The following is a 23,129-nucleotide window of genomic DNA, read 5'->3' as shown; positions in this document are numbered from 1 at the left end:
GGCGACTGAAAGGCATCTTAGCCCAGATCAAGGAAATTGCAGGGCTATTGGTCGGCGGGTGCGACACTGGGTCGCACAGGTATAGAGGAGGGGCCGGCGGCCGCGACAGGGCCGCCGGTAAAGCGGGGTTACTTGTTCTCGCTCTGGCTCAGCTTGAGCACGTAGGCGGCCAGCAGGTGCGCCTTGTCATTGCCGAGGAAGTCACCCTGGGCCGGCATGTTGCCGCTGCGACCATAGCGAATGGTCTGCTGCAGTTGGGCGAAGCTGCTGCCGTAGATGAAAGCGCTGGGCTGAGTCAGGTCCGGCGCCCCCATCACGGCCATGCCGGTGCCGGCCTGGGTGTGACAGGCGGAGCAGAGCGTGGCGAAGATCTGCTTGCCGGCGGCGACGTCGGCCTGCGCACCTTCCGGCAGTTCGCGACCGCCCAGCTCGGTGAGGACGTAGGCAGCGACATTACGTACGCCATCCTCGCCGATCATCGGTCCTTGTGCGGGCATCACGCCCACGCGGCCATTCAGGATCGTGGTCTTGATGGTCTCCGGCTCGCCGCCCCAGCGCCAGCTCTTGTCCGCCAGGTTGGGGAAGCCATAGCTACCCTTGGCGTCGGAGCCATGGCAGACCGAGCAGTTGGAGGCGAACAGGCGTCCACCCATCTTCAGTGCACGCTCGTCCTTGGCCACTTCCTCGATGGGCATGGCGGCGTACTTGGCGAAGATCGGGCCGTACAGCTCGTCGGCACGGGCCATTTCCTTTTCCCACTGGTGCACGCCGGTCCAGCCAGCGTGACGCATGGAACCGTCAGCGATCTGCACACCAGCAGCGAAAGGTGTTTGTTTTTCGCTGTCGACGTAATCGTAGCCCGGCAGCAAGCCTTTCCAGTTGCCCAGGCCCGGATACAGGGCCAGATACGCGATGCCGAATATCAGCGTGCCGACGAAGAGTATGAACCACCATTTCGGTAGCGGGTTGTCATACTCTTCGATGCCGTCGAAGGCGTGTCCCATGGTCTGATCGGTCGGATTCTTGTGCACTTCGCTCTTGCGAGTGGCGAAGATCAGCCAGAACAGTGCGATCATCGTGCCGATGGTCAGGACAGTGATGTACAAGCTCCAGAAGGTGGTCATGCTTCAATCCTCGATACGTCGGGCTTGTGGTCATCGGCGAAGGGCAGGTTGGCTGCCTCGCCGAAGTCTTTGCGGCGCTTGCCGCTATAGGCCCAGAGGGTCACTGCAGTGAAGGAAGCCAGCACCAGAATGGTTCCGATGCCACGTAGGGTGCCGATATCGATTAGCTCGAACATGGCGCCTACCTCTTGTTCTTCACTGCGGTGCCAAGCACCTGCAGGTAGGCGACCAGAGCATCCATCTCGCTCTTGCCCTTGACCGCGTCGCTGGCAGCGGCGATGTCTTCTTCGCTATAGGGCACGCCAAGCATGCGCAAGGCGCTCATCTTCTTGGCGGTGTCCTTGCCATCGAGGTTTTGCTCCACCAGCCAGGGGTAGGCGGGCATGATCGACTCGGGCACGACGTTGCGCGGGTTGTACAGGTGGGCGCGATGCCACTCGTCCGAGTAGCGAGCGCCGACGCGGGCCAGGTCCGGACCGGTACGCTTGGAACCCCACAGGAAGGGGTGGTCCCAGACGCTTTCACCGGCGACGGAGTAATGGCCGTAGCGCTCGGTCTCGGCGCGGAACGGACGGATCATCTGCGAGTGGCAGCCGACGCAGCCTTCGCGGATGTAAATGTCGCGGCCTTCCAGCTGCAGCGCGGTGTAGGGCTTGAGGCCGGCGACCGGCTCGTTGGTGACGTCCTGGAAGAACAGCGGGACGATCTGGGTCAGGCCGCCGATGCTGACCGCCAGGATCATCATCAGGGCCATCAGGCCGATGTTCTTCTCGAGAATCTCGTGTTTCATCAGTGGGCTCCTTCTACCGAGAACTGCGCAGCGGCTTCCATTTCGACGGATTTCGCGCTACGCACGGTCTGCCAGACGTTCCAGGCCATGATCAGCATGCCGGTAAAGAAGATGAAGCCGCCGATCAGGCGTACGACGAAACCGGGGTGACTGGCTTCGAGCGCTTCGACGAAGGAGTAGGTCAGGGTGCCGTCCTCGTTGACTGCGCGCCACATCAGGCCCTGAGTGATGCCGTTGACCCACAGCGAGGCGATGTACAGCACGGTGCCGATGGTGCTCAGCCAGAAGTGCACGTTGATCAGGCCGATACTGTGCATCTGCTCGCGACCGAACACTTTCGGGATCAGGTGATACAGCGCGCCAATGGACACCATGGCTACCCAGCCAAGCGCACCTGCGTGCACGTGACCGATGGTCCAGTCGGTGTAGTGGGAGAGGGCGTTGACCGTCTTGATCGACATCATCGGACCTTCGAAGGTGCTCATGCCGTAGAAGGCCAGGGAGACCACCAGAAAGCGCAGGATCGGGTCGGTACGCAGTTTGTGCCAGGCGCCGGAGAGGGTCATCATGCCGTTGATCATGCCGCCCCAGCTGGGTGCCAGGAGGATCAGCGACATCACCATGCCCAGGCTCTGTGCCCAGTCAGGCAGCGCGGTGTAGTGCAGGTGGTGCGGGCCGGCCCAGATGTATACGGCAATCAGTGCCCAGAAATGGACGATGGACAGGCGATAGGAATAGACCGGACGACCGGCCTGCTTGGGCACGAAGTAGTACATCATGCCCAGGAAGCCTGCAGTCAGGAAGAAGCCCACTGCGTTATGGCCATACCACCACTGCACCATGGCATCGGTTGCGCCGGAATACAGGGAGTAGGACTTGGTCAGGGTGACCGGAACCTCCAGGTTGTTGACGATGTGCAGGATGGCCACGGTAAGAATGAAACCACCGAAGAACCAGTTGCCTACGTAGATGTGGCTGACATTGCGCTTCATGATCGTGCCGAAGAACACGATGGCGTAGGCGACCCAGACGATGGTGATCAGGATATCGATCGGCCATTCCAGCTCGGCATATTCCTTGGAGCTGGTCCAGCCCATGGGGAGGCTGATGGCAGCGAGCAGGATCACCAGTTGCCAGCCCCAGAAGGTGAAGGCAGCGAGTTTGGGTGCGAACAGCGTGGTCTGACAGGTGCGCTGTACCGAGTAAAAGCTGGTGGCGAACAGGGCGCATCCGCCGAAGGCGAAAATTACCGCATTGGTGTGCAGGGGGCGGAGCCGGCCGAAGCTGGTCCAGGGCAGGTTGAAGTTCAGTTCGGGCCACGCCAGCTGAGCGGCAATGAGTACGCCGACCAACATGCCGACGATCCCCCAAACCACCGTCATAATGGCGAACTGGCGAACCACCTTGTAGTTGTAGGCGGAACGGGTTGTTGTGTTCATGTCTGGGCTTCCATCCACGGTTATGGCAGAGCGGCCGATAACCGTTGTGGCCGCAGGCATGAGCAAGCCACGGACACCACGGATATCGACGCGAGGCAAGCATGAGCAAAGGGGCATCTGGGTTTATTGACGCTGATCAATGTGAGCAGGGACTGCCCTGGCTGTGGGACGAACCGCCGCAGGCTGCACTGGGCACCTTGATCCTTGCCCATGGTGCGGGTGCGCCGATGGACAGCTCATTCATGCAGACCCTGGCTCAGGGGCTGGCTGCACATGGCGTGCGCGTGGTGCGTTTCGAGTTCGCCTACATGGCCCAGCGGCGGGCGGACGGGCGCAAGCGCCCGCCCAATCCGCAGGCGCAACTGCTGCAACAATGGCGTGAGGTGCATGCGCAGGTGCGCCAACGGATCGCAGGGCCACTGGCCGTCGGCGGCAAATCCATGGGCGGGCGCATGGCCAGCCTGCTGGCTGACGAGTTGGGCGCCTCGGCGCTCGTTTGCCTCGGCTATCCTTTCTATGCCGCCGGCAAGCCGGAAAAACCGCGAGTCGCCCATCTCGCCGAGCTGCGCACGCCAACGCTGATCATCCAGGGGGAACGCGATGCATTGGGCAATCGGGATGCCGTTGCGGGTTACGAGCTTTCAGCGGCCATCTCGCTGCACTGGCTGCAGGCAGCCGATCACGACCTCAAGCCATTGAAGGCATCCGGCTTCAGCCATGAGCAGCATCTGCAGACGGCAATCGGATCGATCGCGGCTTATCTTGGTGCGGGCTGAGCAAGCGCTTCATCCGCTGGCTGCTTAAGCCCCGGATTTAATCCGGGCTACTCAGGTTCATGCGGATGCTGGGTCCTCGCGTAATCGGTGCAAAAGCGGTTGCGCTTGACCGGTCGGTCACGCAATGTGACAGCCAAGGGGCCGGGGCTGCTGCTGGGCATACACCGCGCACTGTCATGGCCAGCGGTTTTTGTTGTGCCACGCAATGGGGCGGCATCTCATGACAGAAACATTGCGCCGCACCATCATGGTGCTTTTTGTTTTGGTTGTATTGGTATCTCTTTGAAATTAAAGGATTAATTGTGCTGGCTCGGGCCTTGCAGAAGGATACTGCAAGTCCGGGTGACAAGGAGTACGGCATGGCCCGCACCTTTTATGACGAGATGTACGACGCGAGCGGCGCTGTCCGCCCGCACTACCGCGAATTTGCCCGCTGGCTGGCAGAAACGCCGGACGATCTGCTGGCTCAGCGCCGCCGAGAAGCCGACCTGCTGTTCCACCGCGCCGGGATTACCTTCACCCTTTACGGGGATGATCAGGGCACCGAGCGCCTGATCCCCTTCGACATCATTCCCCGCTCCATCCCTGCCAGCGAATGGCGCGTCGTCGAACGCGGCTGCATCCAGCGCGTGCAGGCGCTCAACCTGTTCCTCGCCGACCTTTACCACGACCAGCGCATCATCAAGGCGGGCATCATTCCGGCCGAGCAGGTGCTGGCCAACGAGGGCTACCAGATGGCCATGCAGGGCCTCGACCTGCACCGCGACATCTATGCGCACATCGCCGGGGTCGACCTGGTGCGCGATGGCGACGGCAGCTACTACGTGCTGGAAGACAACCTGCGCACCCCCAGCGGCGTGAGCTACATGCTCGAAGACCGCAAGATGATGATGCGCCTGTTCCCCGAGTTGTTCGCTGCGCAGCGCGTGGCGCCGGTGGACCATTACCCCAATCTGCTGCTCGATGCGCTGAAGAGCTCCAGCCCGCTGGACAACCCCACGGTCGTGGTGCTGACGCCGGGCCGTTTCAACAGTGCCTACTTCGAGCATGCCTTCCTCGCCCGCGAGATGGGGGTGGAGCTGGTAGAAGGTGCCGACCTGTTCGTGCGCGACGACAAGGTCTACATGCGCACCACCGCCGGCGCCCGTCAGGTGGACGTGATCTACCGCCGCCTCGATGACGCCTTCCTCGACCCACTGGCTTTCAATCCCGATTCGATGCTCGGCGTCGCCGGGTTGCTGTCGGCCTATCGTTCACGCAATGTGGTGTTGGCCAACGCCATCGGCACTGGCGTGGCCGACGACAAGTCGATCTACCCCTATGTCGGCGACATGATCCGCTTCTATCTGGACGAGGAGCCGATCCTCAAGAACGTGCCGACCTGGCAGTGCCGCAAGCCGGAGGAGCTGTCCCACGTGCTGGCCAACCTGTCCGAACTGGTGGTCAAGGAGACTCAAGGCTCTGGCGGCTACGGCATGCTGGTCGGCCCGGCGGCGAGCAAGGCCGAGATCGAGAGCTTTCGCGCGCGCCTGATCGCCACGCCGGAGGCCTATATCGCCCAGCCGACGTTGTGCCTGTCGACCTGCCCGACCTTCGTCGAACGCGGTATCGCACCGCGCCATATCGACCTGCGTCCGTTCGTCCTGACCGGTCGCGAAACCCGCCTGGTGCCGGGTGGCCTGACGCGTGTGGCACTGCGTGAAGGTTCGCTGGTGGTCAACTCGTCGCAAGGCGGCGGGACCAAGGATACCTGGGTAGTGGAGGACTGATCATGCTGTCGAGAACTGCCTCCGATCTGTACTGGATGTCGCGTTACCTGGAACGTGCCGAGAACCTGGCGCGCATGCTCGACGTCAGCTATTCGCTGTCGCTGATGCCGCAGGACGGCCGTGGCGACGGCCTCGATGAGTTGGCCATGCCGCTGCTGATCACCGGCACCTTGGACGACTACCTGGAACGTCACGGCCCGCTGCACGGCGAGCGCATGCTGCACTTCTTCGCGCTCGATGCCAGCAACCCCGGGAGTATCTACTGTTGCCTGCAGGCTGCACGCAGCAACGCCCATGCAGTGCGCGGACGGATCACCGCCGACATGTGGGAGAACATCAACGCCAGCTGGCTGGAGATGCGTGGCATTGCCGAGCAGGGCCTGGGGCGCTACGGCATCAGCCGCTTCTGCGAGTGGGTCAAGGAGCGTTCGCACCTGTTTCGCGGCGCCACCTTCGGCACCATCATGCGTGGCGAGGCCTATCGCTTCATTCGCCTGGGCACCTTCATCGAGCGGGCCGACAACACCCTGCGCCTGCTCGATGCGCGTTACGAAATGCTCGGCGAGGAGATCGACGAGCTGGAAGAGCGCACCGCGCGCAGCTACTACCAGTGGAGTGCGCTGCTGCGCGCGTTGTCCTCGTTCGAGGCCTTCGCCGAGAGCTATCGCGGTTCGCCACGCACGCGCAAGGTTGCCGAACTGCTGCTGTTGCGCCCGGACGTGCCGCGATCGCTGCGGGCCTGCATGGAAGAACTGAACCTGATGCTCGCCGGTCTACCTGGAGAGAATGGTCGACCGGCGCAGCGCCTGGCTGCCGAGCTGGATGCGCGGCTGCGCTACACCAGCATCGACGAAGTGCTCGACGAAGGCCTGCACGCCTGGCTTACCGACTTCATCCTGCTGGTGCGCCAGCTGGGCAACACCATCCATACGTCCTACCTGGAGGTCGCATGAGACTCTCGATCAGCCATGACACCACCTACCATTACGATGATCAGGTGCGCGCGAGCATCCAGTACCTGCGCCTGACCCCGCACGACAGCGAGCGCCAGCAGGTGCTCAGCTGGCAGCTCGATCTGCCGCGCCCGGTGCATGCTCAGCTCGATCCCTACGGCAACATCCTGCATGTGCTGACCCTGGACGAGCCGCACGAGTCCATCGTCATCGGCGCCCGTGGTCAGGTGGACATCGACGAAACCTGCGAGGCCGAGCATGAGCGCCAGTCGGCGCTGCCGTTCCTGCGTTTCACCCGGTTGACCCAGGCCGACGACGCCATCCGCGAATTCGCCGCGCAGCAGAGCAAGGCACGTGCGGATCGCAACGGTTTGATCGACCTGATGCATGCGCTCAATGCCCATATCGCCTACCAGCCGGGCATCACCGAGGTGGACACCAGTGCCGCCGAGGCTTTCGCTGGCCGGCGTGGCGTTTGCCAGGATCACACCCATGCCTTCCTTGCCTGTGCGCGCAGCCTCGGCGTGCCGGCGCGCTATGTGTCGGGCTACCTGTACACCGATGACGCCGAGCACCTGGCCAGCCATGCCTGGGCCGAGGCCTGGGTGGGCGACGCCTGGTACAGCTTCGACGTGACCAACTGCCTGGCGCGCCCGGAACGTCACCTCAAGCTGGCTGTGGGCCTGGATTACCTCGATGCCTGCCCGGTACGCGGCATGCGCCGTGGCGGCGGTTGCGAGCAGATGCACGCGCAGGTGCAGGTCGCGCCCTTGCTGCAGGTGCGCCAGCAGTGAGGCGCCGATAGGCGGTCATGACGTTGGGTGCGCCGCGTGCAGCGCAGACGCCGCGCCACCACACCGGTGCGCACGGCGCACCCTACCCGCAGGTTACGGGGCGTTCTTGCGCTGGGCCATGTGCCCCAGGTAGGCGATCAATTGCTCCAGTTCGGCAGGTGGCAATAGCTGCTCGTTGAACGCCGGCATGCGCCCCTGCGGCCAGCGCCGCAGGCTCTGCGGGTCACGGATGTACTGGCGCAGGAAATCGCCGGCGAAGTACTCGGTCGGGTTGTGCGGGATGTTCAGGTCAGGGCCGAACTCGGAGTCGCCCGCGCCGTTGAGGCGATGGCAGGCCATGCAGTTCTTCTGGTAGGCCGCGAAGCCTGCCAGGATGTCAGCGCAGGCATCCGGTGCCGGTAGCAGGGCAGGGAAGCGCAGCTCGACCGGCGCCAGCTGACGAATCCTGACAACCTGAAAGGGCCACTGCTCGGGGCCGATCTGGCTGGCGGCGGGATCGGTCCAGACCAGATAGAAGGGGCCTGCGCTGGGTTTGCCCTGCGTCAGTGGCGGCCAGGGATGTTGTGGATCTTCGATGGCCAGCCAGGCTTTCGCGCCTTCCTTGGCCAGCAGGATCGCGGCGGGTAGTTCTGCGGCAAAGCCGTCCTGGGCCACGGCCTGCAGGTGGTCGCCGGGCGCAACACCCTCCAGCAATGCACTTATCGGCACGGCGCGGTACTGCATGGGGCGCTTGTAGCTGACGTCATCGGCGATATCGATATCCCGAGCTTGTGGGTGATTCAGCAGTTCGCTGCTGCTCCACCTGTGCTGGCCGTCGTTGAGCTGCACCTCGAATTCGGCAGCCTGCGCAACGCTGCTCAGAATGGTCAACGCCAGAAGCAGGGCGGCTTTCATTCGTCATTGTTCATCAATGGCAGCAGCTCGTCATAGGCGCCGGCATTGATCACCCGGGTGTAGCCCATTTCTTCCAGGCTCTGCTGGGCCAGGGCCGAGCGGCGCCCACTGCGGCAATACAGCACCAACGGGCGGTCCTTGTCCGGCGCGACGCTGGCGATCTGTGCAGCGATGTCTTCGTGGCCGATGCGGATCGCACCAGGCAGCGCACCGTCAGCGAACTCCTCGGCGCTGCGTACATCGATCAGCAGGCTGTCGCTTTGCTGCAAAGCGGAAATGGCGGCAGCCTGGTCGATTTCACTCGCTTGGGCAGTGAGCAGGCCGAGGAGGCCGGCGAATAGGAGAATCAGGCGCATGGCGTACTCCAGAGTGGATTGATCAGCCCGTCATCATTGCCCGAGCCTTGCGTGCAGTCTAGGATGCCTCGCTCGACGTGACGGGAGTGGTAGATGTTAGCCGAGCTTTTCGCTGTTCTGGCCCCGGTTTTGATTGCTGCAGGCATTGGCTATGGCTGGGTGCGCAGCGGTCACGCCTATCCCACCGATTTCGTCGCGCGCCTGGTGCTCAATATCGGTACGCCCTGCCTGGTGCTGTCGACACTGAGCCGGGCGGAACTGGATCTTGGCGCGTTCTCGCAGATGGCGCTGGCCTGCGTACTGGTGACCTGTGCCATGGGCGCGATTGGCTGGTTGCTGAGTCGTTTGTTCGCCATAGACTGGAAAGTCCTGGTGCCGGCCTACCTGTTCCCGAACTCGGGCAACATGGGCCTGCCGATGGCGCTTTTCGCCTTCGGTGAGCCCGGCCTGGCGTTGGCGGTGGCGTTCTTCCTGGTGCTGTCGGTGGGGCATTTCAGTATCGGTATGCTGCTGTCCGGAGCTGAGGGTTCACTCAAGGGCTTGTTGCTCAACCCGATCATGATCAGTCTGGCGCTGGTGCTTGCGGTACTGTTTCTCGATTTCGAACTGCCGCGCTGGCTGGCCAACACTGTCGACCTGTTGGGTGGGATGACCATTCCCATGATGCTGATCACGCTGGGCGTTTCGCTGGCCAGTATTCGCGTGCAGCATCTGGGCGATGGCCTGTTGCTGGGCTTGCTGCGCATTCTCTGTGGTGCGGCACTGGGCTGGATCATCGGCTGGGCTGTCGGCCTGCAGCCGTTGGCGCATGCCGTACTGGTGCTGCAATCGTCGATGCCGGTGGCGGTGTTCAACTACCTGTTCGCCGTGCGCGCCGGTCGTTCACCGGAGCAGGTCGCCAGTCTGGTGCTCTGTTCGACGCTGCTGGCCTTCGTGTTGATTCCGCTGCTGTTGGCGTGGTGGATACCCGCACTGCGCTGAGCGCGCTACGGCGTCGGCACAGTGGCGGGAGCTGTGGAGGTTCAACTGACCAGACGGGTCAGATTGGGAAGGATCAGGATGACCGCCGTGGCGAACAGGATGACGCCAGCCTGGCGGTATTTCGGCTGCTTGAACATGGCCGTATGCCTTTTGTTGTTGCCTGCCATCTCCGGCGTCAACCCTTCGGGTCGTCGCCAGCGACGTCAAGAATTGCTCCCGGCAATTTTTTGTTATGGGGGTGGCGCCGGGCGCCTGCCGTACTGCCTGGCGGGTCGCAGCGTCACGTCTGGGCGTTGTTCTGATTCACCACCCCGGCATGACCCGGCGGCGGCTCCCTGCGCCGCTTTCTGCTGCGCGCATGAATAACTCTAGGGTTGGCGTCACAACCTGCTTAGATGACTTGGTTTCTAGCCAGGGCTTTCTAGAAAGCTCGAGCTATGTGCGTCGTCGTTGAACATGCCGCAGACCTTGAGGCAGACAGCTTGCTCGCCCTTGCCGTGGTCAGTTCGAGCAAACGACCGTTCGTCTGAGCTCAGCGGTCAATGGTGCTGAGCGCTTAGGTCATTGAGCGCTGATGTCCCGGCGTTATGGTAAGCAGGCTCAATAAGAACAGGCGTGGCCAGGGCATGATGTTCCGCCAGCGCCGTAATAGTCTCCGAGGACGCCATGACCGAAGCATATATTTTCGACGCGGTGCGCACGCCCCGTGGCAAGGGCAAGAAGGACGGTGCGCTGTACAGCGTCAAGCCCGTCCAGCTGGTTGCCGGCCTGCTCAACGCCCTGCAAACGCGCAATGACCTGGATACCAGCCAGGTGGACGACATCGTTCTGGGCTGCGTGACACCGGTGGGCGATCAGGGCGCCGATATCGCCAAGACCGCCGCCCTGGTCGCGGACTGGGACGTCAGCGTCGCCGGCGTGCAGCTCAACCGTTTCTGCGCGTCGGGGCTGGAGGCGGTGAACATGGGCGCGATGAAGGTGCGCTCGGGCTTCGAGGATCTGGTGGTGGTCGGTGGCGTGGAGTCCATGTCGCGCGTGCCCATGGGCTCCGATGGCGGCGCCTGGGTGATGGACCCGGAAACCAATATCCACAGCAACTTCGTGCCGCAGGGCATCGGCGCCGACCTGATCGCCACCCTGGAGGGCTTCAGCCGCGCCGATGTCGATGCCTTCGCCCTGCGCTCGCAGCAGAAGGCCGCGCGTGCCAGTGCCGATGGTGCGTTCGCCAGGTCGTTGGTGCCGGTGACCGACCAGAACGGCATCGTGCTGCTCGACCATGACGAGTTCATTCGCGGCGACTCGACTCTGGACGGTTTGGGCAAGCTCAAGCCCAGCTTCGAGATGATGGGGCAGATGGGCTTCGACGCCACCGCGCTGCGCGTATACAGCCATGTCGAGCGCATCGAGCACGTGCACACGCCAGGCAACAGCTCCGGCATCGTCGATGGCGCCGCGCTGATGCTGATCGGCTCGGCGGCCAAGGGCAAGGAACTTGGCCTGAAACCTCGTGCGCGCATCGTCGCCACCGCCGTGACCAGCACCGACCCGACCATCATGCTCACCGGCCCGGCGCCGGCCACGCGCAAGGCGCTGGCCAAGGCCGGACTGTCCATCGACGACATCGACCTGTTCGAGGTCAACGAGGCCTTTGCCTCGGTGGTGATGAAGTTCATGAAGGACATGGGCGTGAGCGAGAGCAAGGTCAACGTCAACGGTGGCTCCATCGCCATGGGCCACCCGCTGGGCGCCACCGGTTGCGCCATCCTCGGCACGCTGCTCGACGAGCTGGAGAAGCGTCAGCTGCGTTACGGCCTGGCCACGCTCTGCGTCGGCGGTGGCATGGGTATCGCCACCATCATCGAGAGAATCTGATCGGCAGGGCGGGTTGCACCCGCCCTGCGCAGCTCCCGCAGCTTTGGGAAGAGAATACAAAAATGACTGACGCCATCCGTTACGAAAAAGGCCAGGACAATATCGTCGTCCTGACCATGGACATGCCCGGCCAGAGCGCCAACACCATGAACGCGGTGTACCGCGAGGCCATGGGCCAGATCGTCGACCGCCTGGAGGCGGAAAAGGATTCGATCGCCGGGGTGATCGTCACCTCGGCGAAGAAAACCTTCTTTGCCGGCGGCGATCTCAATGAGCTGATCAAGGTCACCCAGGCCGAGGCCCAGGGCTTCTACGCGATGATCCTGAAGATCAAGGGTCAGCTGCGTCGCCTGGAAACCCTCGGCAAGCCCGTGGTCGCCGCCATCAACGGCGCAGCGCTGGGCGGCGGCTGGGAAATCGCCCTGGCCTGCCACCACCGCATCGCGCTGAGCGAGAGCCACGTGCAGCTCGGCCTGCCGGAGGTCACCCTCGGCCTGCTCCCTGGCGGCGGTGGGGTAGTGCGCATGGTGCGCCTGCTTGGCCTGGAAAAGGCGCTGCCGTACCTGGCTGAAGGCAAGAAGGTGCGCCCGGACGCGGCGCACAAGGCCGGGCTGATCCACGATCTGGCCAGCGACCGTGACGAGATGCTGGCCAAAGCGCGTGCCTGGATCGCCGCCAACCCGGCTGCCAAGCAGCCGTGGGACGTGCAGGGCTACAAGATCCCTGGTGGCACGCCGAGCTCGCCGAACGTGGCGCAGATGCTGGCCATCGCCCCGAGCGTGCTGCGCGACAAGACCAAGGGCTGTTTCCCGGCACCGGAGAAGATCATGTGCGCCGCCGTAGAAGGCGCGCAGGTCGACTTCGATACCGCGCAGATCATCGAGGCGCGCTACTTCACCGAGCTGACTTGTGGCCAGGTGGCGAAGAACATGATCGGCACCTTCTGGTTCCAGCTCAATGAGATCAACGCCGGCGGCTCGCGCCCGCAGGGCTATCCGAAAACTCAGACGAAGAAGGTTGGCGTGCTCGGTGCCGGCATGATGGGCGCCGGTATCGCCTACGTCTCGGCAGCGGCCGGCATCGAAGTGGTGCTCAAGGATGTGTCCGTCGACGCGGCGGAGAAGGGCAAGAGCTACTCGGCCAAGCTGCTGGACAAGAAAGTCGGCAAGGGCCATATGAGCGCGGATCAACGTGAAGCCTTCCTGGCGCTGATCAAAGCCACCGATAGCGAGGCAGACTTCGAGGGCTGTGACCTGATCATCGAGGCGGTGTTCGAGGACCGTGCGCTCAAGGGCAAGGTCACCGCTGCCGCCGAGGCCGCGGCGCTGAGTGATGCGCTGATCGCCTCCAACACCTCGACCCTGCCGATCACCGGCCTGGCTGGCGCGGTTCAGCGCCCCGAGAAATTCATCGGCCTGCACTTCTTCAGTCCGGTGGACAAGATGCCGCTGGTGGAGATCATTCGTGGCGAGAAGACCAGCGACGAGACGCTGGCGCGTGGCTTCGACTACGTCATGCAGATCAAGAAAACCCCCATCGTGGTCAACGACAGCCGTGGCTTCTTCACCTCGCGGGTGTTCGGCACCTTCACCAATGAAGGCCTGGCCATGCTCGGCGAAGGCGTCAGCGCGGCGATGATCGAGAACGAAGCGCGCAAGGCCGGCATGCCGGTCGGCCCGCTGGCGATCAGCGATGAAGTGTCGCTGAGCCTGATGAATCATATCCGCCAGCAGACCATCAAGGATCTGGCCGCCGAAGACAAATCCATCCCCGAGCACCCGGCTTTTGCCGTGATCGATCTCATGCTGGCTGAGTACAAACGACCGGGCAAGGCGGCCGGGGGCGGTTTCTACGATTACCCGGTGGGCGGCAAGAAGCACCTGTGGCCCGAACTCAAGGCGCGTTTCGAGAAGGCCGATGCGCAAATCTCGCAGGAGGACGTGCGCGACCGCATTCTGTTCATCCAGGCCATCGAGACGGTGCGCTGTGTGGAGGAGGGCGTGCTGACGTCGGTGGCCGACGCCAACATCGGCTCGATCTTCGGCATCGGCTTCGCCGCCTGGACCGGCGGTGCACTGCAGTTCATCAATCAGTATGGGGTGAAGGACTTCGTCGCCCGTGCGCAGTACCTGGCCGAGCAGTACGGCGAGCGCTTTCTGCCGCCAGCGCTGTTGCTGGAGAAGGCCGCCAAGGGCGAGGCGTTCTAAGCTGCAGGCTCAGCCGGCCTCCGTAGGGTGCGCGATGCGCACCAGGCATCAGCAAGCACGTAACGAGAAACGGCCCGCAAGGGCCGTTTCCATTTGGGTCAGTCTTCCAACTGGTCGCGAAGCACCTGGCCGCTCTTGCCGTCGATGCGAAACTCGTGGAGACGGCCATCCTGTTTCAGACCTTCGCCTTCCCAGTAGCCATCATTGTCGGCTTCGATCTTGTGCAGTTCGGTGTAGCCAGCTGCGCGGGCCTTGCTCAGGGCATCCTCGATGCTGATCCAGTCACTGCCGGGGCGGTCCGCCAGGGCATTACCGGCCAGCAGGAGACTGCCTGCGAGCAGGGTGATCAGGTTGCGTGTACGCATGGACTGGTTCCTCTTTCCGTTGAAGATACCCGGAGGAGTCTAGATCATCGTGACTTCAGGCTGCCTGGCACCAGCCCTGGCGAATGCACACGGCCTCGTGGATCGCCAGCATCTCGCTGTGACGGGTCGGCATACGCAGGGTCAGCATGCTGCCATCATCGAGCTGCAGGGCGGCTTCGGTTTCGAATTGCAGGCTGCCATCTTGCAGGTGGGCGTAGGTGACGCCGTAGGCGTCCAGGCTGAGTTGGCTGTGCATGGCTGCTCTCCTGGGTAGTCTCAGCTCGGACGAACGTCGCGGGCTGCAGTTGCAGCGTGCTCGGGACGAACCGGTGCAGTGGCCTGGAAGGCGGAGGCGGCGGCGAAGCTGGCGAGTGCAGCGTAGATGCTCATGATCGATTTCCTTCTGTGCTGATGGGCAGGGCCCGATGACGAAATCATCCGGTACATGCACGAGGCGCAGAAGTGAAAGGTATTTATGATGACTATCGAGCATGCTGATAAGACGTTGCGTGGCGTCTCTGGCCAGGGGGTAATCTTTGGCTGAGTTGTGCGAGGGCTGTTATAAGAAGTTACGGCGCGGGACGAGGTGAGCATGAACATCCTTGTTCATGGTTTTGTTTCAGCGAGTGGCCAAGGCGTAGTTGTTCTGCATCCAACTGTGATGATGTTTTTCGCTGCGGTTCATCGACCAGTTGGTGAGTGCCAGCATGGCCACGGTGCCGCCAATAATCATGAGGGGATAAGCTGCTGTTAGTTCGGCCAGTGAATACTTCCAGGCCAGCGGGCGGCCAACACCGAGAAGGGCAGCATAGAACCAGGACACACCCGATAGTGCGCCGGTAAAGATAGCCAGGTGGCGCATGTTCGCTGATAGCTTGAGCAGAGACCCGGCTTTTTGCAGTGCTGGCAGTACGGCGTTGTGCAAGACCATGCCGTTGAGGGTCAAGAGTACGACAATACTGATCTTGGCTTGCAGTTTGGGGTTCATGAAGTACTGCATACCGGCGCTGGAAGCGTCGAGCGCAATGATGGCGATACCGCTGATCCACAGGGCGATAAGCGAGATGCCAACCACGCTTTTCAGGTGTGCCAGATGTTCGCGACACTGTTTGGCACCTTCACCTTTTAGTAACTGTTTAATCATGGCGAAATCGCTGGTCAGTATCAGGCCAATGGCGACGCAGCAGGCGATAAGATGTATATAAATGATCCCTAGACGTAAGAGTTCCATCGCTTCTTTATTCTGGAGAGCTGAAATGAGAAGGGTGTAAAGGTCCATGTAGATACCTCGGACTCTGCAAAAAATAAATAAAAATAGCCGTGCGTCAGGGCATATTTAATTGGCACTGACTTTGATTTTTTGTGTAGTTACTGATCGCTAATCACTTTCTGGTAATCATGAACTGCAGAAAACCTCTTTTATCTGGGCAATAGCAAACCACCGACGCAATCTCTTGCAGTCAAGGAATCTTCCAGATTCGGGGGGGCGATGAAGCGATGGACAGGGTGTGTGCTCGAGCCGGGGGAAGGCCCACGACTATATGAGCAATGGTAAGCGCTGTAGTTCATTTTTTGATCAACCGTTCGTCGTTCATGGGCTCTCGTGCTGTGACCTGTTGAGCATTTTTTAATCAATCAGGTCGTTTCGGTGGTCCCGAGGTCTTGGCTCGCTCATGCGCTAACGGCGCTTGGTGGGGGGATGTTCGGCAGGCTGTAAAATTTTCTTGACGAGGGCCCGGCTCCACTCGGAACGTGGTGTGTGGCACTTCTATCGGCGCCCAGGGCTATGGCGCTATTTCATTGGGCTGCATGATGTGTTAAGAAAAACGCACAAATAACCCGCCCGCGTGTTCACCACAGGAAACCTCATGTCACTGCGTATCTGCATCCTGGAAACTGACATCCTCCGTCCCGAACTGGTCGACCAGTATCAGGGGTATGGCCGCATGTTCGAGCAGCTGTTCGCTCAACAGCCGGTTACGGCAGAGTTCAGTGTCTATAACGTGGTGGAAGGGCATTACCCGCCCGATAGCGAGAAATTCGATGCCTATCTGGTGACTGGCAGCAAGGCCGATTCTTTTGGCAGCGATCCCTGGATTCAGACCCTCAAGGCGTATCTGCTCGAGCGCTACAAGCGCGGCGACAAGCTGCTGGGCATCTGTTTTGGTCATCAACTGCTGGCGCTCTTGCTCGGCGGCAAGGCCGAGCGTGCCGAGCAGGGCTGGGGTGTCGGCGTGCACAGCTATCGCCTGGAGAACAAACCCGAGTGGATGAGCCCGGCTCTGGACGAGCTGCAGCTGTTGATCAGTCATCAGGATCAGGTCACCCGCCTGCCGGAGAAAGCCACGCTGCTTGCTTCCAGCGACTTCTGTCCGATTGGCGCCTACCACATCGAGGATCAGGTGCTGTGCTTCCAGGGGCATCCGGAGTTCGTTCACGACTACTCGCGAGCATTGCTCGATCTGCGCCAGGAGCATCTTGGTGAGCAGGTCTATCAGCAGGGCGTGGACAGCCTCAAACATTCGCAGCAGGGCAGCGCAGTGGCCGAGTGGATGATGCGCTTTGTCGCTCAAGGCAAGGAAAGCAAAGCCTGAGCCTGATGCGAGCCATGAAAAAAGCCCGGTTTTCCGGGCTTTTCACGTTTGCGCAGTGGGTACGAAGTAGGGCGAGAGCCTTTCGCTCTTGTTCGGTGGCGGGCTGCTCCGGCCTCGCTTGAGGTTTTCGGCCAGATCCAGGTGATGAGCCAGTTTGTGGCAGGATTCGATATTGCGCGCCACGGCACCGGCCGAGCCTTTGCCAATACCGCCGAGCGCGAGCAGCGTGGTCAGCAGGGACAGGCTGGCGAGCATCAGCAGGCGAGTGCGTTGAGTTCTGATCATGGCCGTTCACTCAGCCCTGTGAGCGCGCGCCGAGCAGGGCGGGCAGATGAGTGATCAGGCTTTGCAGTGGACCAGGTTGTTCAAGGGTTGGAGTGCCTGGCTGCAAGGTGGCGTAACTCACCACCAGCACCGTCGAGGTGCTGATCAGGTAGAGGCCGATGGCAGCGAGGGCGCCGTTGCGGGCAGCTTGAGAGAGGCGGGACATGTTCTGTGCTCCAGGTCAGGAGTGGGTGTGGGCACAGAATCGTCGAAGTCATTTCGATTGAATAATGGATGCTCTGCAGAGTAACTATCGATGGATTTGATAGCTGGCGCGGGTTGCCTGCTCGCTCCGGCATCCCGCGTCACGCCTCACACTGACGCCAGTTCCTTGTCCATGCTGCTGATGCATTCGCTCATGGCCTGCTGACAGCGCTCTATCAGTGCGGGCATGTCGTCCAGGCTCAGGCCGGCAGTGGGGATTGCCGGCAGCGAGCGAATCAGGATGCGACCGCTGTTCCAGCGATTCAGGCGCATGGCCTTGCTGTAGTTGCTCACGCACACCGGGATGATCGGTACGCCGGCCGTGATCGCCATCTGAAACGCGCCTTTCTTGAACGGCAGCAGGCCTCGGCCAAGATTGCGCGTACCTTCAGGGAAGACCCAGATCGAGGTGTCGCGATTGCGCAGGGTTTCGGTGGTGGTCAGCATTGCGCGCTTGGCCGCGACGGCATTGCTGCGATCGATCAGCACGTTACCGGCCAGCCAGTAGAGCTGACCGAAGAATGGCACCCATTTGAGGCTCTTCTTGCCGATGCTCACGGTGCGCTCCGGTACCACGCGGCCAAGCACGTAGAGATCGAAGTTGGACTGGTGGTTGGCGATGATCACGCAGGAGCGCTGGTGTTCCAGCAGCGGGCGTACGTCGGTCTTCAGCTTCAGGCGCAGCAGGCACAGGGCGGGCAGCGAATAGAGGCGTGCGCAGAGGCGGCTGTTGTCCGGGTTGAACGGGCGGCACAGGCCAAGCAGCAAGCCGAGCAGGCCAGCCAGGATGAAATGCACGCCCATCAGCAGCATGCGCAAAACGAAGAGCATTGGGGAAAACCGTCAGAGGAGGGGCGCGCAGTGTACGGGCGTTCACTCTGCCGGGCAATTGCTCGAAACTACCGCTTGGCGTGCGTAACGTCCTGAATTGTCGCAGAAGTTGTCGGTTTCCATGCCCATGCAGAAAGGGCGCCTCACGGCGCCCTTCAAGGCTTATTCGGTTTTGGCCGGCTTGCCCGGCAGCAGGCCGTCTGCTCGGAACATCGCCTTGATACCGCGGAGCGCCTGACGGCTGCGGTCCTGGTTCTCGATCAGGGCGAAGCGCACATGGTCGTCGCCATAGTCGCCAAACCCCAGGCCGGGCGAGACGCAGACCTTGGCTTCTGCCAGCAGCTTCTTGGCGAACTCCAGCGAGCCCAGGTGAGCGTAGGCGTCGGGAATCTTGGCCCAGATGTACATCGAGGCCTTGGGTTTTTCCACCATCCAGCCGATCTCGTGCAGGCCCTTGACCAGCAGGTTGCGACGCTGACGGTACTGTTCGGCGATATCGCGCACGCACTGCTGGTCACCTTCCAGTGCGGCGATGGCCGCCACCTGCAGCGGGGTGAAGGTGCCGTAGTCGTGGTAGCTCTTGATCCGCGCCAGGGCGCTGACCAGCTCGGGGTTGCCGACCATGAAACCGATCCGCCAGCCGGCCATGTTGTAGCTCTTGGACAGGGTGAAGAACTCCACCGCGATGTCCTTGGCGCCGGGTACCTGCATGATCGACGGGGCTTTCCAGCCGTCATAGACGATGTCGGCGTAAGCCAGGTCGTGAATCACCAGCACGTCGTACTGCTTGGCCAGGGTCACCACGCGCTCGAAGAAGTCCAGCTCCACGCACTGTGCGGTGGGGTTGGAGGGGAAGCCGAGAATCATCATCTTCGGCTTGGGAATCGATTCGCGAATCGCCCGCTCCAGTTCGGCGAAGAAATCCACGCCTGGCACCAGCGGTACCGATCGCACCTGGGCGCCGGCGATCACCGCGCCGTAGATGTGGATCGGGTAGCTGGGGTTGGGCACCAGTACGGTGTCGCCATGATCCAGGGTGGCCAGCATCAGGTGCGCCAGGCCTTCCTTGGAGCCGATGGTGACGATGGCTTCGCTTTCCGGGTCGATCTCCACCTCGTAGCGCTCCTTGTACCAGCGCGAGATGGCGCGGCGCAGGCGGGGAATGCCGCGAGAAGTGGAATAGCCGTGGGTGTCTTCACGCTGGGCGACCTGCACGAGCTTCTCGACGATGTGCGGCGGCGTCGCGCCATCGGGGTTGCCCATGGAAAAGTCGATGATGTCCTCGCCGCGACGGCGTGCAGCCATCTTGAGTTCGGCGGTGATGTTGAAGACGTAGGGGGGGAGACGATCGATGCGCGCAAAGCGGCGCTTGGCGTTATCAGCCATGGCTTCCTCGAGGTACGTAAGCGCCCGGAACCGTCCGAGCGACGTTGGCCACATGTGTGGCCGGCTAAAGATAAGGGCTGCCGAACTGCGCTGTCCAGCGCAGTTGCAGGCGAAAACAGCGAATCAGTCGCTTCAGCTCAACTCATCTTTCAAGCGCAGCAGCAAGGCACCCAGTGCCTCCACATCGGCGTCTTCGGTGCGCCAGGAGCAAAGGCTCAGGCGAAAGGCGGGGCGCCCCTGCCAGACAGTTGGTCCGAACCAGACTTCGCCGGATGCCTGGGCCGCTTGGCGAATGGCGATGGTCTGTTCGTCCGTATCGCCACGCACCAATACCTGGTTCAGTACAACCCGATTCAGTACCTGATAGCCGGCGTTGCGCAGTGTGCTGGCCAGCTCTTCAGCCTGGCGGATGTGGCGGTCGATCATCGCTTTCAGGCCAGTGCGGCCCAGGTGGGCCAGGGCCGCCCAGATGGCGATGCCTCGGGCGCGACGAGAGAACTCCAGTGTCAGGTTCTTCTGCGCATCCTTGCTCGCCGAGGCGTAGGCAGCATCGCTGTTCATCGCGGCGGCCAGTGCATCGGCGTCACGGCAGATCGCCATGGCGCTGTCGTAAGGGGTGTTCAGCCACTTGTGTCCATCGGTCGTCCAGCTATCTGCCAGCTCGACGCCCTCGAGCAAATGCGCTGAGGATGAGGCGCGTGCCCATAGGCCGAATGCACCATCGACATGCACCCAGGCGTTGGCCTCGCGGGCGATGGCAATCAGTTCGGCAAAACAGTCGAACTCGCCGGTGTTGACCTCTCCGGCCTGCAATATCAGTAGCGTGCGTTCATCCAGGTCAGGGAGTCGGGTCGGATCGATGCGCCCGTACTCGTCCACGGGCGCATAGTGCAGGTGGTTCATGCCGAAGCCGAGCACGCGCAGCGCTTTCTTCACCGTGATGTGTGCCGTTTCTGCGAGCACGACACGGATCTGCGGTGCGCCGAGCAATCCGTCACCGTCGAAATCCCAGCCCTGGCGTGCCAGCAGCACGCGCCGTGCGGCAGAAATACAGCCCAGGGTGCAGGCGGTTGCGCTGGTGCCAAAGCCTACGGCGCTCTGATCTGGTAGCCCCAGTGCTTGGCAGACCCAGCGTCCGGCAATTTTCTCCAGCCGATCAGCGACTGGAGAATTGTCGAAAGACGAGGCGCATTGATCCCAGGCCAGTACCAGGCGTTCGGCAGCTGCTGCCACTGGCAGCGTCGCGCCGATGACGAAGCCGAAGTAACGCGCGGCATTACTCGCCACGGTGGCTGGTGAGCCAATTTCGTCGAGCTGGCGTAGCACCTGATCGGCATCGCTGCCGTCCTCCGGCAGTGCCTGGTCGAAAGCGGCCAGGGCAGCGATGGTCTTGTCGTCGGGAAAGACCCGTTGCACGGCAAGGCCGTCCAGATAGGCGAGAGCTCGTCGATCAGCTTCTGCCAGCAGATTGCGTTCGTTCATGGGCTGTGCTCGGTAAAGGGCTGAGACCGTTTACCCTAGCCGAGGCCATCGGGGCGCGGCATACACAGGCGCCAACGAAGGCGGCTGCTACAGTTGACTGAGTGATACAGTCTGAACCGATACAGTGCACTGTATTAGCGGTACAGTTGCTCAACCACCCAACATGTCATGCATCGCAATGATCTGTTCGGCCACCTGAATCAGCTTCTGCTGGCGGCTCATGGCCTGGCGGCGCATCAGGGTGTAGGCCTCTTCCTCGTTGCAGCTCTTCATCTTCATCAGCAGGCCTTTGGCCAGCTCGACGCGCTTGCGCTCGGCCAGTTGGGCATCGCGTGCCTGGAGCTGGGCACGCAGAGCCTGATCGCTCTCGAAGCGGGCCATGGCGACGTCGAGGATGGGTTGCAGGCGCTGAGCATGGATGCCTTCGACGATGTAGGCGCTGACGCCACTCTGGATCGCCTGACGCATCACGCCGGGATCGTGTTCGTCGGTGAACATGACGATCGGGCGCGGTTGGTCACGGCTGACGAGCACCACCTGTTCCATCACGTCGCGGCCTGGGGACTCGGTGTCGATCAGGATGACGTCGGGGCGCACGGCCTCGACCCGCTCCGGCAGGTCGATGGTCAGCCCGGATTCGTCGATGACCTCGAAGCCCGCCTCGATCAGCGCGCACTTGAGGCGGCCGACCTTCTTCGGGGTGTCGTTGATCAGCAGGATACGCAGCATCGATGGCTCTCCCGGCGGTTACAGCGCGACAGCCGGGCTGTCGGCCAGGGCGTGGAGGCGGAAGCTGCGCGTGTACGCGGCAGGGTCGCTACCGTCCCAGCAGGTTCCGTCCTGCAGGATGGAGCTGCGCATTTCGCCTGGCACGGCAATCCCCAGTGCCGTGGCGGCCTCGCGGTACAGGGTCAGTTGCTGAACCTGGCGGGCTACACCCAGGTAGTCGGGGTCGCTGCGCAGCAGGCCCCAGCGGCGGAACTGGGTCATGAACCACATGGCATCGGACAGGTACGGCTGGTTGACCAGGCCGCCGGCATGAAAGCGCAACGGATGCTCGTCCTGCCAGGCGTGACCGAGGCCGTCCTGGTACTGGCCGAGGAAGCGTGGAGTGATCGCCGAAACTGGCGCGTTGACGTATTCGCTGCCGCTGAGCAGCAGGGCGGTGCTGCGCCTGTTTTCTTCGCTGTCGTCGATGAAACGTGCGGCGTCGAGCACCGCCATGATCAGCGCGCGGGCAGTGTTGGGGTTCTGTTCGGCGAAGGCGCGGGTGCAGCCAAGCACCTTCTCGGGGTGATCCGGCCAGATTGCCTGGATGGTGGTAACGGTACAACCAAGCTGTTCATCGACGGCCTTGGCGGTCCAGGGTTCGCCGACGCAGAAGCCGTCGATGCGCTTGGCCTCCAGGTGTTCGATCATCTGCGGTGGCGGTACCACGACGCTGTCGACATCGCGCAGTGGGTGGATGCCCTGGCTGGCCAGCCAGTAGTAAAGCCACATCGCATGGGTGCCCGTGGGGAAGGTCTGGGCGAAGGTCAGTTTCGCCCTGTTCTGGTGCACATGCTGATGCAGTGCTTCGCCACTGGTCACGCCAGCGGTTTGCAGCGTGTGCGACAGGTTGATGCTCTGGCCGTTCTGGTTGAGCCCCATGAGCACTGCCATGTCGGTGGCCGTTGCGCCACCCAGGCCGAGCTGCACGCCATAGATCAATCCATACAGGCTGTGGGCGGCGTCCAGTTCGCCGCTGAGCAGCCTGTCGCGAAGGCCGGCCCAGGAGGCCTGGCGTTGCAGTTTGAGGCTCAGCCCGTATTTTTCGGCAAAGCCCTGGGTGGCCGCGACTATCACCGAGGCGGAATCGCTCAGGGCCATGAAGCCGATGTTCAGCACGCTCTTTTCCGGTGCATCGCTGCCGCCGACCCAGGCCAGGGCGTCGCCGCGAGGGATATGCTGTTCGCTCATGTCGCTTCCTTCATCCACGCATTGGGTTC

Annotated in this window: 25 protein-coding genes; 8 read left to right on the top strand and 17 right to left on the bottom strand. The window is 62.3% G+C overall.

The genetic code is table 11. From position 1 onward, the window contains the following. Positions 1-128: 128 nt before the first annotated feature. From ACN0X6_RS11700 to ccoN, 4 genes are read right to left on the bottom strand one after another with little or no spacing between them, the layout of a single operon-like run. Positions 129-1,124 (bottom strand): c-type cytochrome, encoded by a 996-nt coding sequence (locus ACN0X6_RS11700; protein WP_417704083.1) that lies wholly within the window; start codon positions 1,122-1,124, stop codon positions 129-131. Continuing rightward, complete coding sequence (locus ACN0X6_RS11695) at positions 1,121-1,300, bottom strand: cbb3-type cytochrome oxidase subunit 3 (protein ID WP_417704081.1); 180 nt, start codon at positions 1,298-1,300, stop codon at positions 1,121-1,123. The genes ACN0X6_RS11700 and ACN0X6_RS11695 overlap by 4 nt, the downstream gene beginning before the upstream one ends. Before the next feature lie 5 nt (positions 1,301-1,305). Then, entirely contained in the window at positions 1,306-1,914 is a 609-nt protein-coding gene (gene ccoO / locus ACN0X6_RS11690) for a cytochrome-c oxidase, cbb3-type subunit II (RefSeq protein ID WP_417704079.1), read from the bottom strand. Then, a complete protein-coding gene (gene ccoN / locus ACN0X6_RS11685; RefSeq protein ID WP_417704078.1) occupies positions 1,914-3,353 on the bottom strand; it encodes a cytochrome-c oxidase, cbb3-type subunit I in 1,440 nt (479 codons plus the stop codon). Before ccoN ends, ccoO begins: the two co-directional genes overlap by 1 nt. Before the next feature lie 101 nt (positions 3,354-3,454). Here ccoN and ACN0X6_RS11680 point away from each other — a divergent pair, with 101 nt between their 5' ends. The 4 genes from ACN0X6_RS11680 (at position 3,455) to ACN0X6_RS11665 (ending at position 7,645) form a co-directional block, all read left to right on the top strand. After that, complete coding sequence (locus tag ACN0X6_RS11680; RefSeq protein WP_417704076.1) at positions 3,455-4,129, top strand: alpha/beta fold hydrolase; 675 nt, start codon at positions 3,455-3,457, stop codon at positions 4,127-4,129. A 359-nt stretch (positions 4,130-4,488) separates the two neighbouring features. Then, a complete protein-coding gene (locus ACN0X6_RS11675) occupies positions 4,489-5,898 on the top strand; it encodes a circularly permuted type 2 ATP-grasp protein (protein ID WP_417704074.1) in 1,410 nt (469 codons plus the stop codon). 2 nt (positions 5,899-5,900) lie between these two features. After that, positions 5,901-6,851 (top strand): alpha-E domain-containing protein, encoded by a 951-nt coding sequence (locus tag ACN0X6_RS11670; protein ID WP_036999933.1) that lies wholly within the window; start codon positions 5,901-5,903, stop codon positions 6,849-6,851. After that, positions 6,848-7,645: a transglutaminase family protein gene (locus tag ACN0X6_RS11665; RefSeq protein WP_196476074.1), complete on the top strand. Its 798-nt coding sequence runs from the start codon at positions 6,848-6,850 to the stop codon at positions 7,643-7,645. Before ACN0X6_RS11670 ends, ACN0X6_RS11665 begins: the two co-directional genes overlap by 4 nt. Before the next feature lie 93 nt (positions 7,646-7,738). Here the strand turns inward: ACN0X6_RS11665 and ACN0X6_RS11660 are convergent, their stop codons facing one another. Together ACN0X6_RS11660 and ACN0X6_RS11655 are read right to left on the bottom strand one after the other, a co-directional pair. Continuing rightward, positions 7,739-8,539 (bottom strand): c-type cytochrome, encoded by an 801-nt coding sequence (locus ACN0X6_RS11660; protein WP_417704072.1) that lies wholly within the window; start codon positions 8,537-8,539, stop codon positions 7,739-7,741. Beyond that, complete coding sequence (locus ACN0X6_RS11655; protein WP_417704070.1) at positions 8,536-8,895, bottom strand: rhodanese-like domain-containing protein; 360 nt, start codon at positions 8,893-8,895, stop codon at positions 8,536-8,538. The genes ACN0X6_RS11660 and ACN0X6_RS11655 overlap by 4 nt, the downstream gene beginning before the upstream one ends. A gap of 93 nt (positions 8,896-8,988) precedes the next feature. Between ACN0X6_RS11655 and ACN0X6_RS11650 the strand changes: the two genes are divergently transcribed. The 3 genes from ACN0X6_RS11650 (at position 8,989) to ACN0X6_RS11640 (ending at position 13,955) form a co-directional block, all read left to right on the top strand. Then, positions 8,989-9,876, top strand: coding sequence for an AEC family transporter (locus ACN0X6_RS11650; RefSeq protein WP_417704069.1), 888 nt, complete (start codon positions 8,989-8,991; stop codon positions 9,874-9,876). Positions 9,877-10,542: 666 nt separating this feature from the next. Next, the gene (locus ACN0X6_RS11645) at positions 10,543-11,748 is read left to right on the top strand and encodes an acetyl-CoA C-acetyltransferase (protein ID WP_417704067.1); all 1,206 of its coding nucleotides are present in this window, start codon (positions 10,543-10,545) and stop codon (positions 11,746-11,748) included. Positions 11,749-11,810: 62 nt separating this feature from the next. Next, positions 11,811-13,955 carry a 3-hydroxyacyl-CoA dehydrogenase NAD-binding domain-containing protein gene (locus tag ACN0X6_RS11640; RefSeq protein ID WP_417704065.1) on the top strand — a complete coding sequence of 715 codons (2,145 nt, stop codon included), beginning with the start codon at positions 11,811-11,813 and terminating at the stop codon, positions 13,953-13,955. A gap of 98 nt (positions 13,956-14,053) precedes the next feature. Here the strand turns inward: ACN0X6_RS11640 and ACN0X6_RS11635 are convergent, their stop codons facing one another. The 4 genes from ACN0X6_RS11635 to ACN0X6_RS11620 form a co-directional block, all read right to left on the bottom strand. Further along, positions 14,054-14,320, bottom strand: coding sequence for a PepSY domain-containing protein (locus ACN0X6_RS11635; RefSeq protein ID WP_417704063.1), 267 nt, complete (start codon positions 14,318-14,320; stop codon positions 14,054-14,056). 55 nt (positions 14,321-14,375) lie between these two features. Next, positions 14,376-14,576, bottom strand: a complete 201-nt coding sequence (gene ptrC, locus ACN0X6_RS11630; protein ID WP_003461392.1) for a type III secretion system co-regulatory protein PtrC — start codon at positions 14,574-14,576, stop codon at positions 14,376-14,378. Between the two features lie 20 nt (positions 14,577-14,596). After that, complete coding sequence (locus ACN0X6_RS11625) at positions 14,597-14,710, bottom strand: PA2485 family small membrane protein (RefSeq protein ID WP_306109746.1); 114 nt, start codon at positions 14,708-14,710, stop codon at positions 14,597-14,599. Between the two features lie 229 nt (positions 14,711-14,939). Further along, positions 14,940-15,599 carry a hypothetical protein gene (locus ACN0X6_RS11620; RefSeq protein WP_417704062.1) on the bottom strand — a complete coding sequence of 220 codons (660 nt, stop codon included), beginning with the start codon at positions 15,597-15,599 and terminating at the stop codon, positions 14,940-14,942. A 589-nt stretch (positions 15,600-16,188) separates the two neighbouring features. On the opposite strand from ACN0X6_RS11620, the gene ACN0X6_RS11615 reads away from it, so the two are divergent. Continuing rightward, complete coding sequence (locus tag ACN0X6_RS11615) at positions 16,189-16,914, top strand: amidotransferase (RefSeq protein ID WP_417704061.1); 726 nt, start codon at positions 16,189-16,191, stop codon at positions 16,912-16,914. Between the two features lie 42 nt (positions 16,915-16,956). Here the strand turns inward: ACN0X6_RS11615 and ACN0X6_RS11610 are convergent, their stop codons facing one another. From ACN0X6_RS11610 to ACN0X6_RS11580, 7 genes are all read right to left on the bottom strand, one after another. Beyond that, positions 16,957-17,199, bottom strand: a complete 243-nt coding sequence (locus ACN0X6_RS11610; RefSeq protein WP_417704060.1) for a hypothetical protein — start codon at positions 17,197-17,199, stop codon at positions 16,957-16,959. A gap of 10 nt (positions 17,200-17,209) precedes the next feature. After that, positions 17,210-17,404, bottom strand: coding sequence for a hypothetical protein (locus ACN0X6_RS11605; protein WP_417704059.1), 195 nt, complete (start codon positions 17,402-17,404; stop codon positions 17,210-17,212). Between the two features lie 146 nt (positions 17,405-17,550). Next, positions 17,551-18,273: a 1-acylglycerol-3-phosphate O-acyltransferase gene (locus tag ACN0X6_RS11600; RefSeq protein ID WP_417704057.1), complete on the bottom strand. Its 723-nt coding sequence runs from the start codon at positions 18,271-18,273 to the stop codon at positions 17,551-17,553. 162 nt (positions 18,274-18,435) lie between these two features. Next, positions 18,436-19,659: an alanine transaminase gene (gene alaC / locus ACN0X6_RS11595; RefSeq protein WP_417704056.1), complete on the bottom strand. Its 1,224-nt coding sequence runs from the start codon at positions 19,657-19,659 to the stop codon at positions 18,436-18,438. Between the two features lie 132 nt (positions 19,660-19,791). Beyond that, complete coding sequence (locus ACN0X6_RS11590; RefSeq protein WP_417704054.1) at positions 19,792-21,141, bottom strand: pyridoxal phosphate-dependent decarboxylase family protein; 1,350 nt, start codon at positions 21,139-21,141, stop codon at positions 19,792-19,794. Between the two features lie 150 nt (positions 21,142-21,291). After that, positions 21,292-21,870, bottom strand: coding sequence for an ANTAR domain-containing response regulator (locus ACN0X6_RS11585; protein ID WP_036999951.1), 579 nt, complete (start codon positions 21,868-21,870; stop codon positions 21,292-21,294). 18 nt (positions 21,871-21,888) lie between these two features. Then, positions 21,889-23,100 (bottom strand): CmpA/NrtA family ABC transporter substrate-binding protein, encoded by a 1,212-nt coding sequence (locus tag ACN0X6_RS11580; protein WP_417704051.1) that lies wholly within the window; start codon positions 23,098-23,100, stop codon positions 21,889-21,891. Positions 23,101-23,129: the final 29 nt, after the last annotated feature.

This window comes from Pseudomonas sp. (assembly GCF_048269965.1).
Classification (GTDB): domain Bacteria; phylum Pseudomonadota; class Gammaproteobacteria; order Pseudomonadales; family Pseudomonadaceae; genus Aquipseudomonas.
Note: the sequence above shows the minus strand (reverse complement) of the source record. Positions and strands in the feature narration are given on the sequence as shown.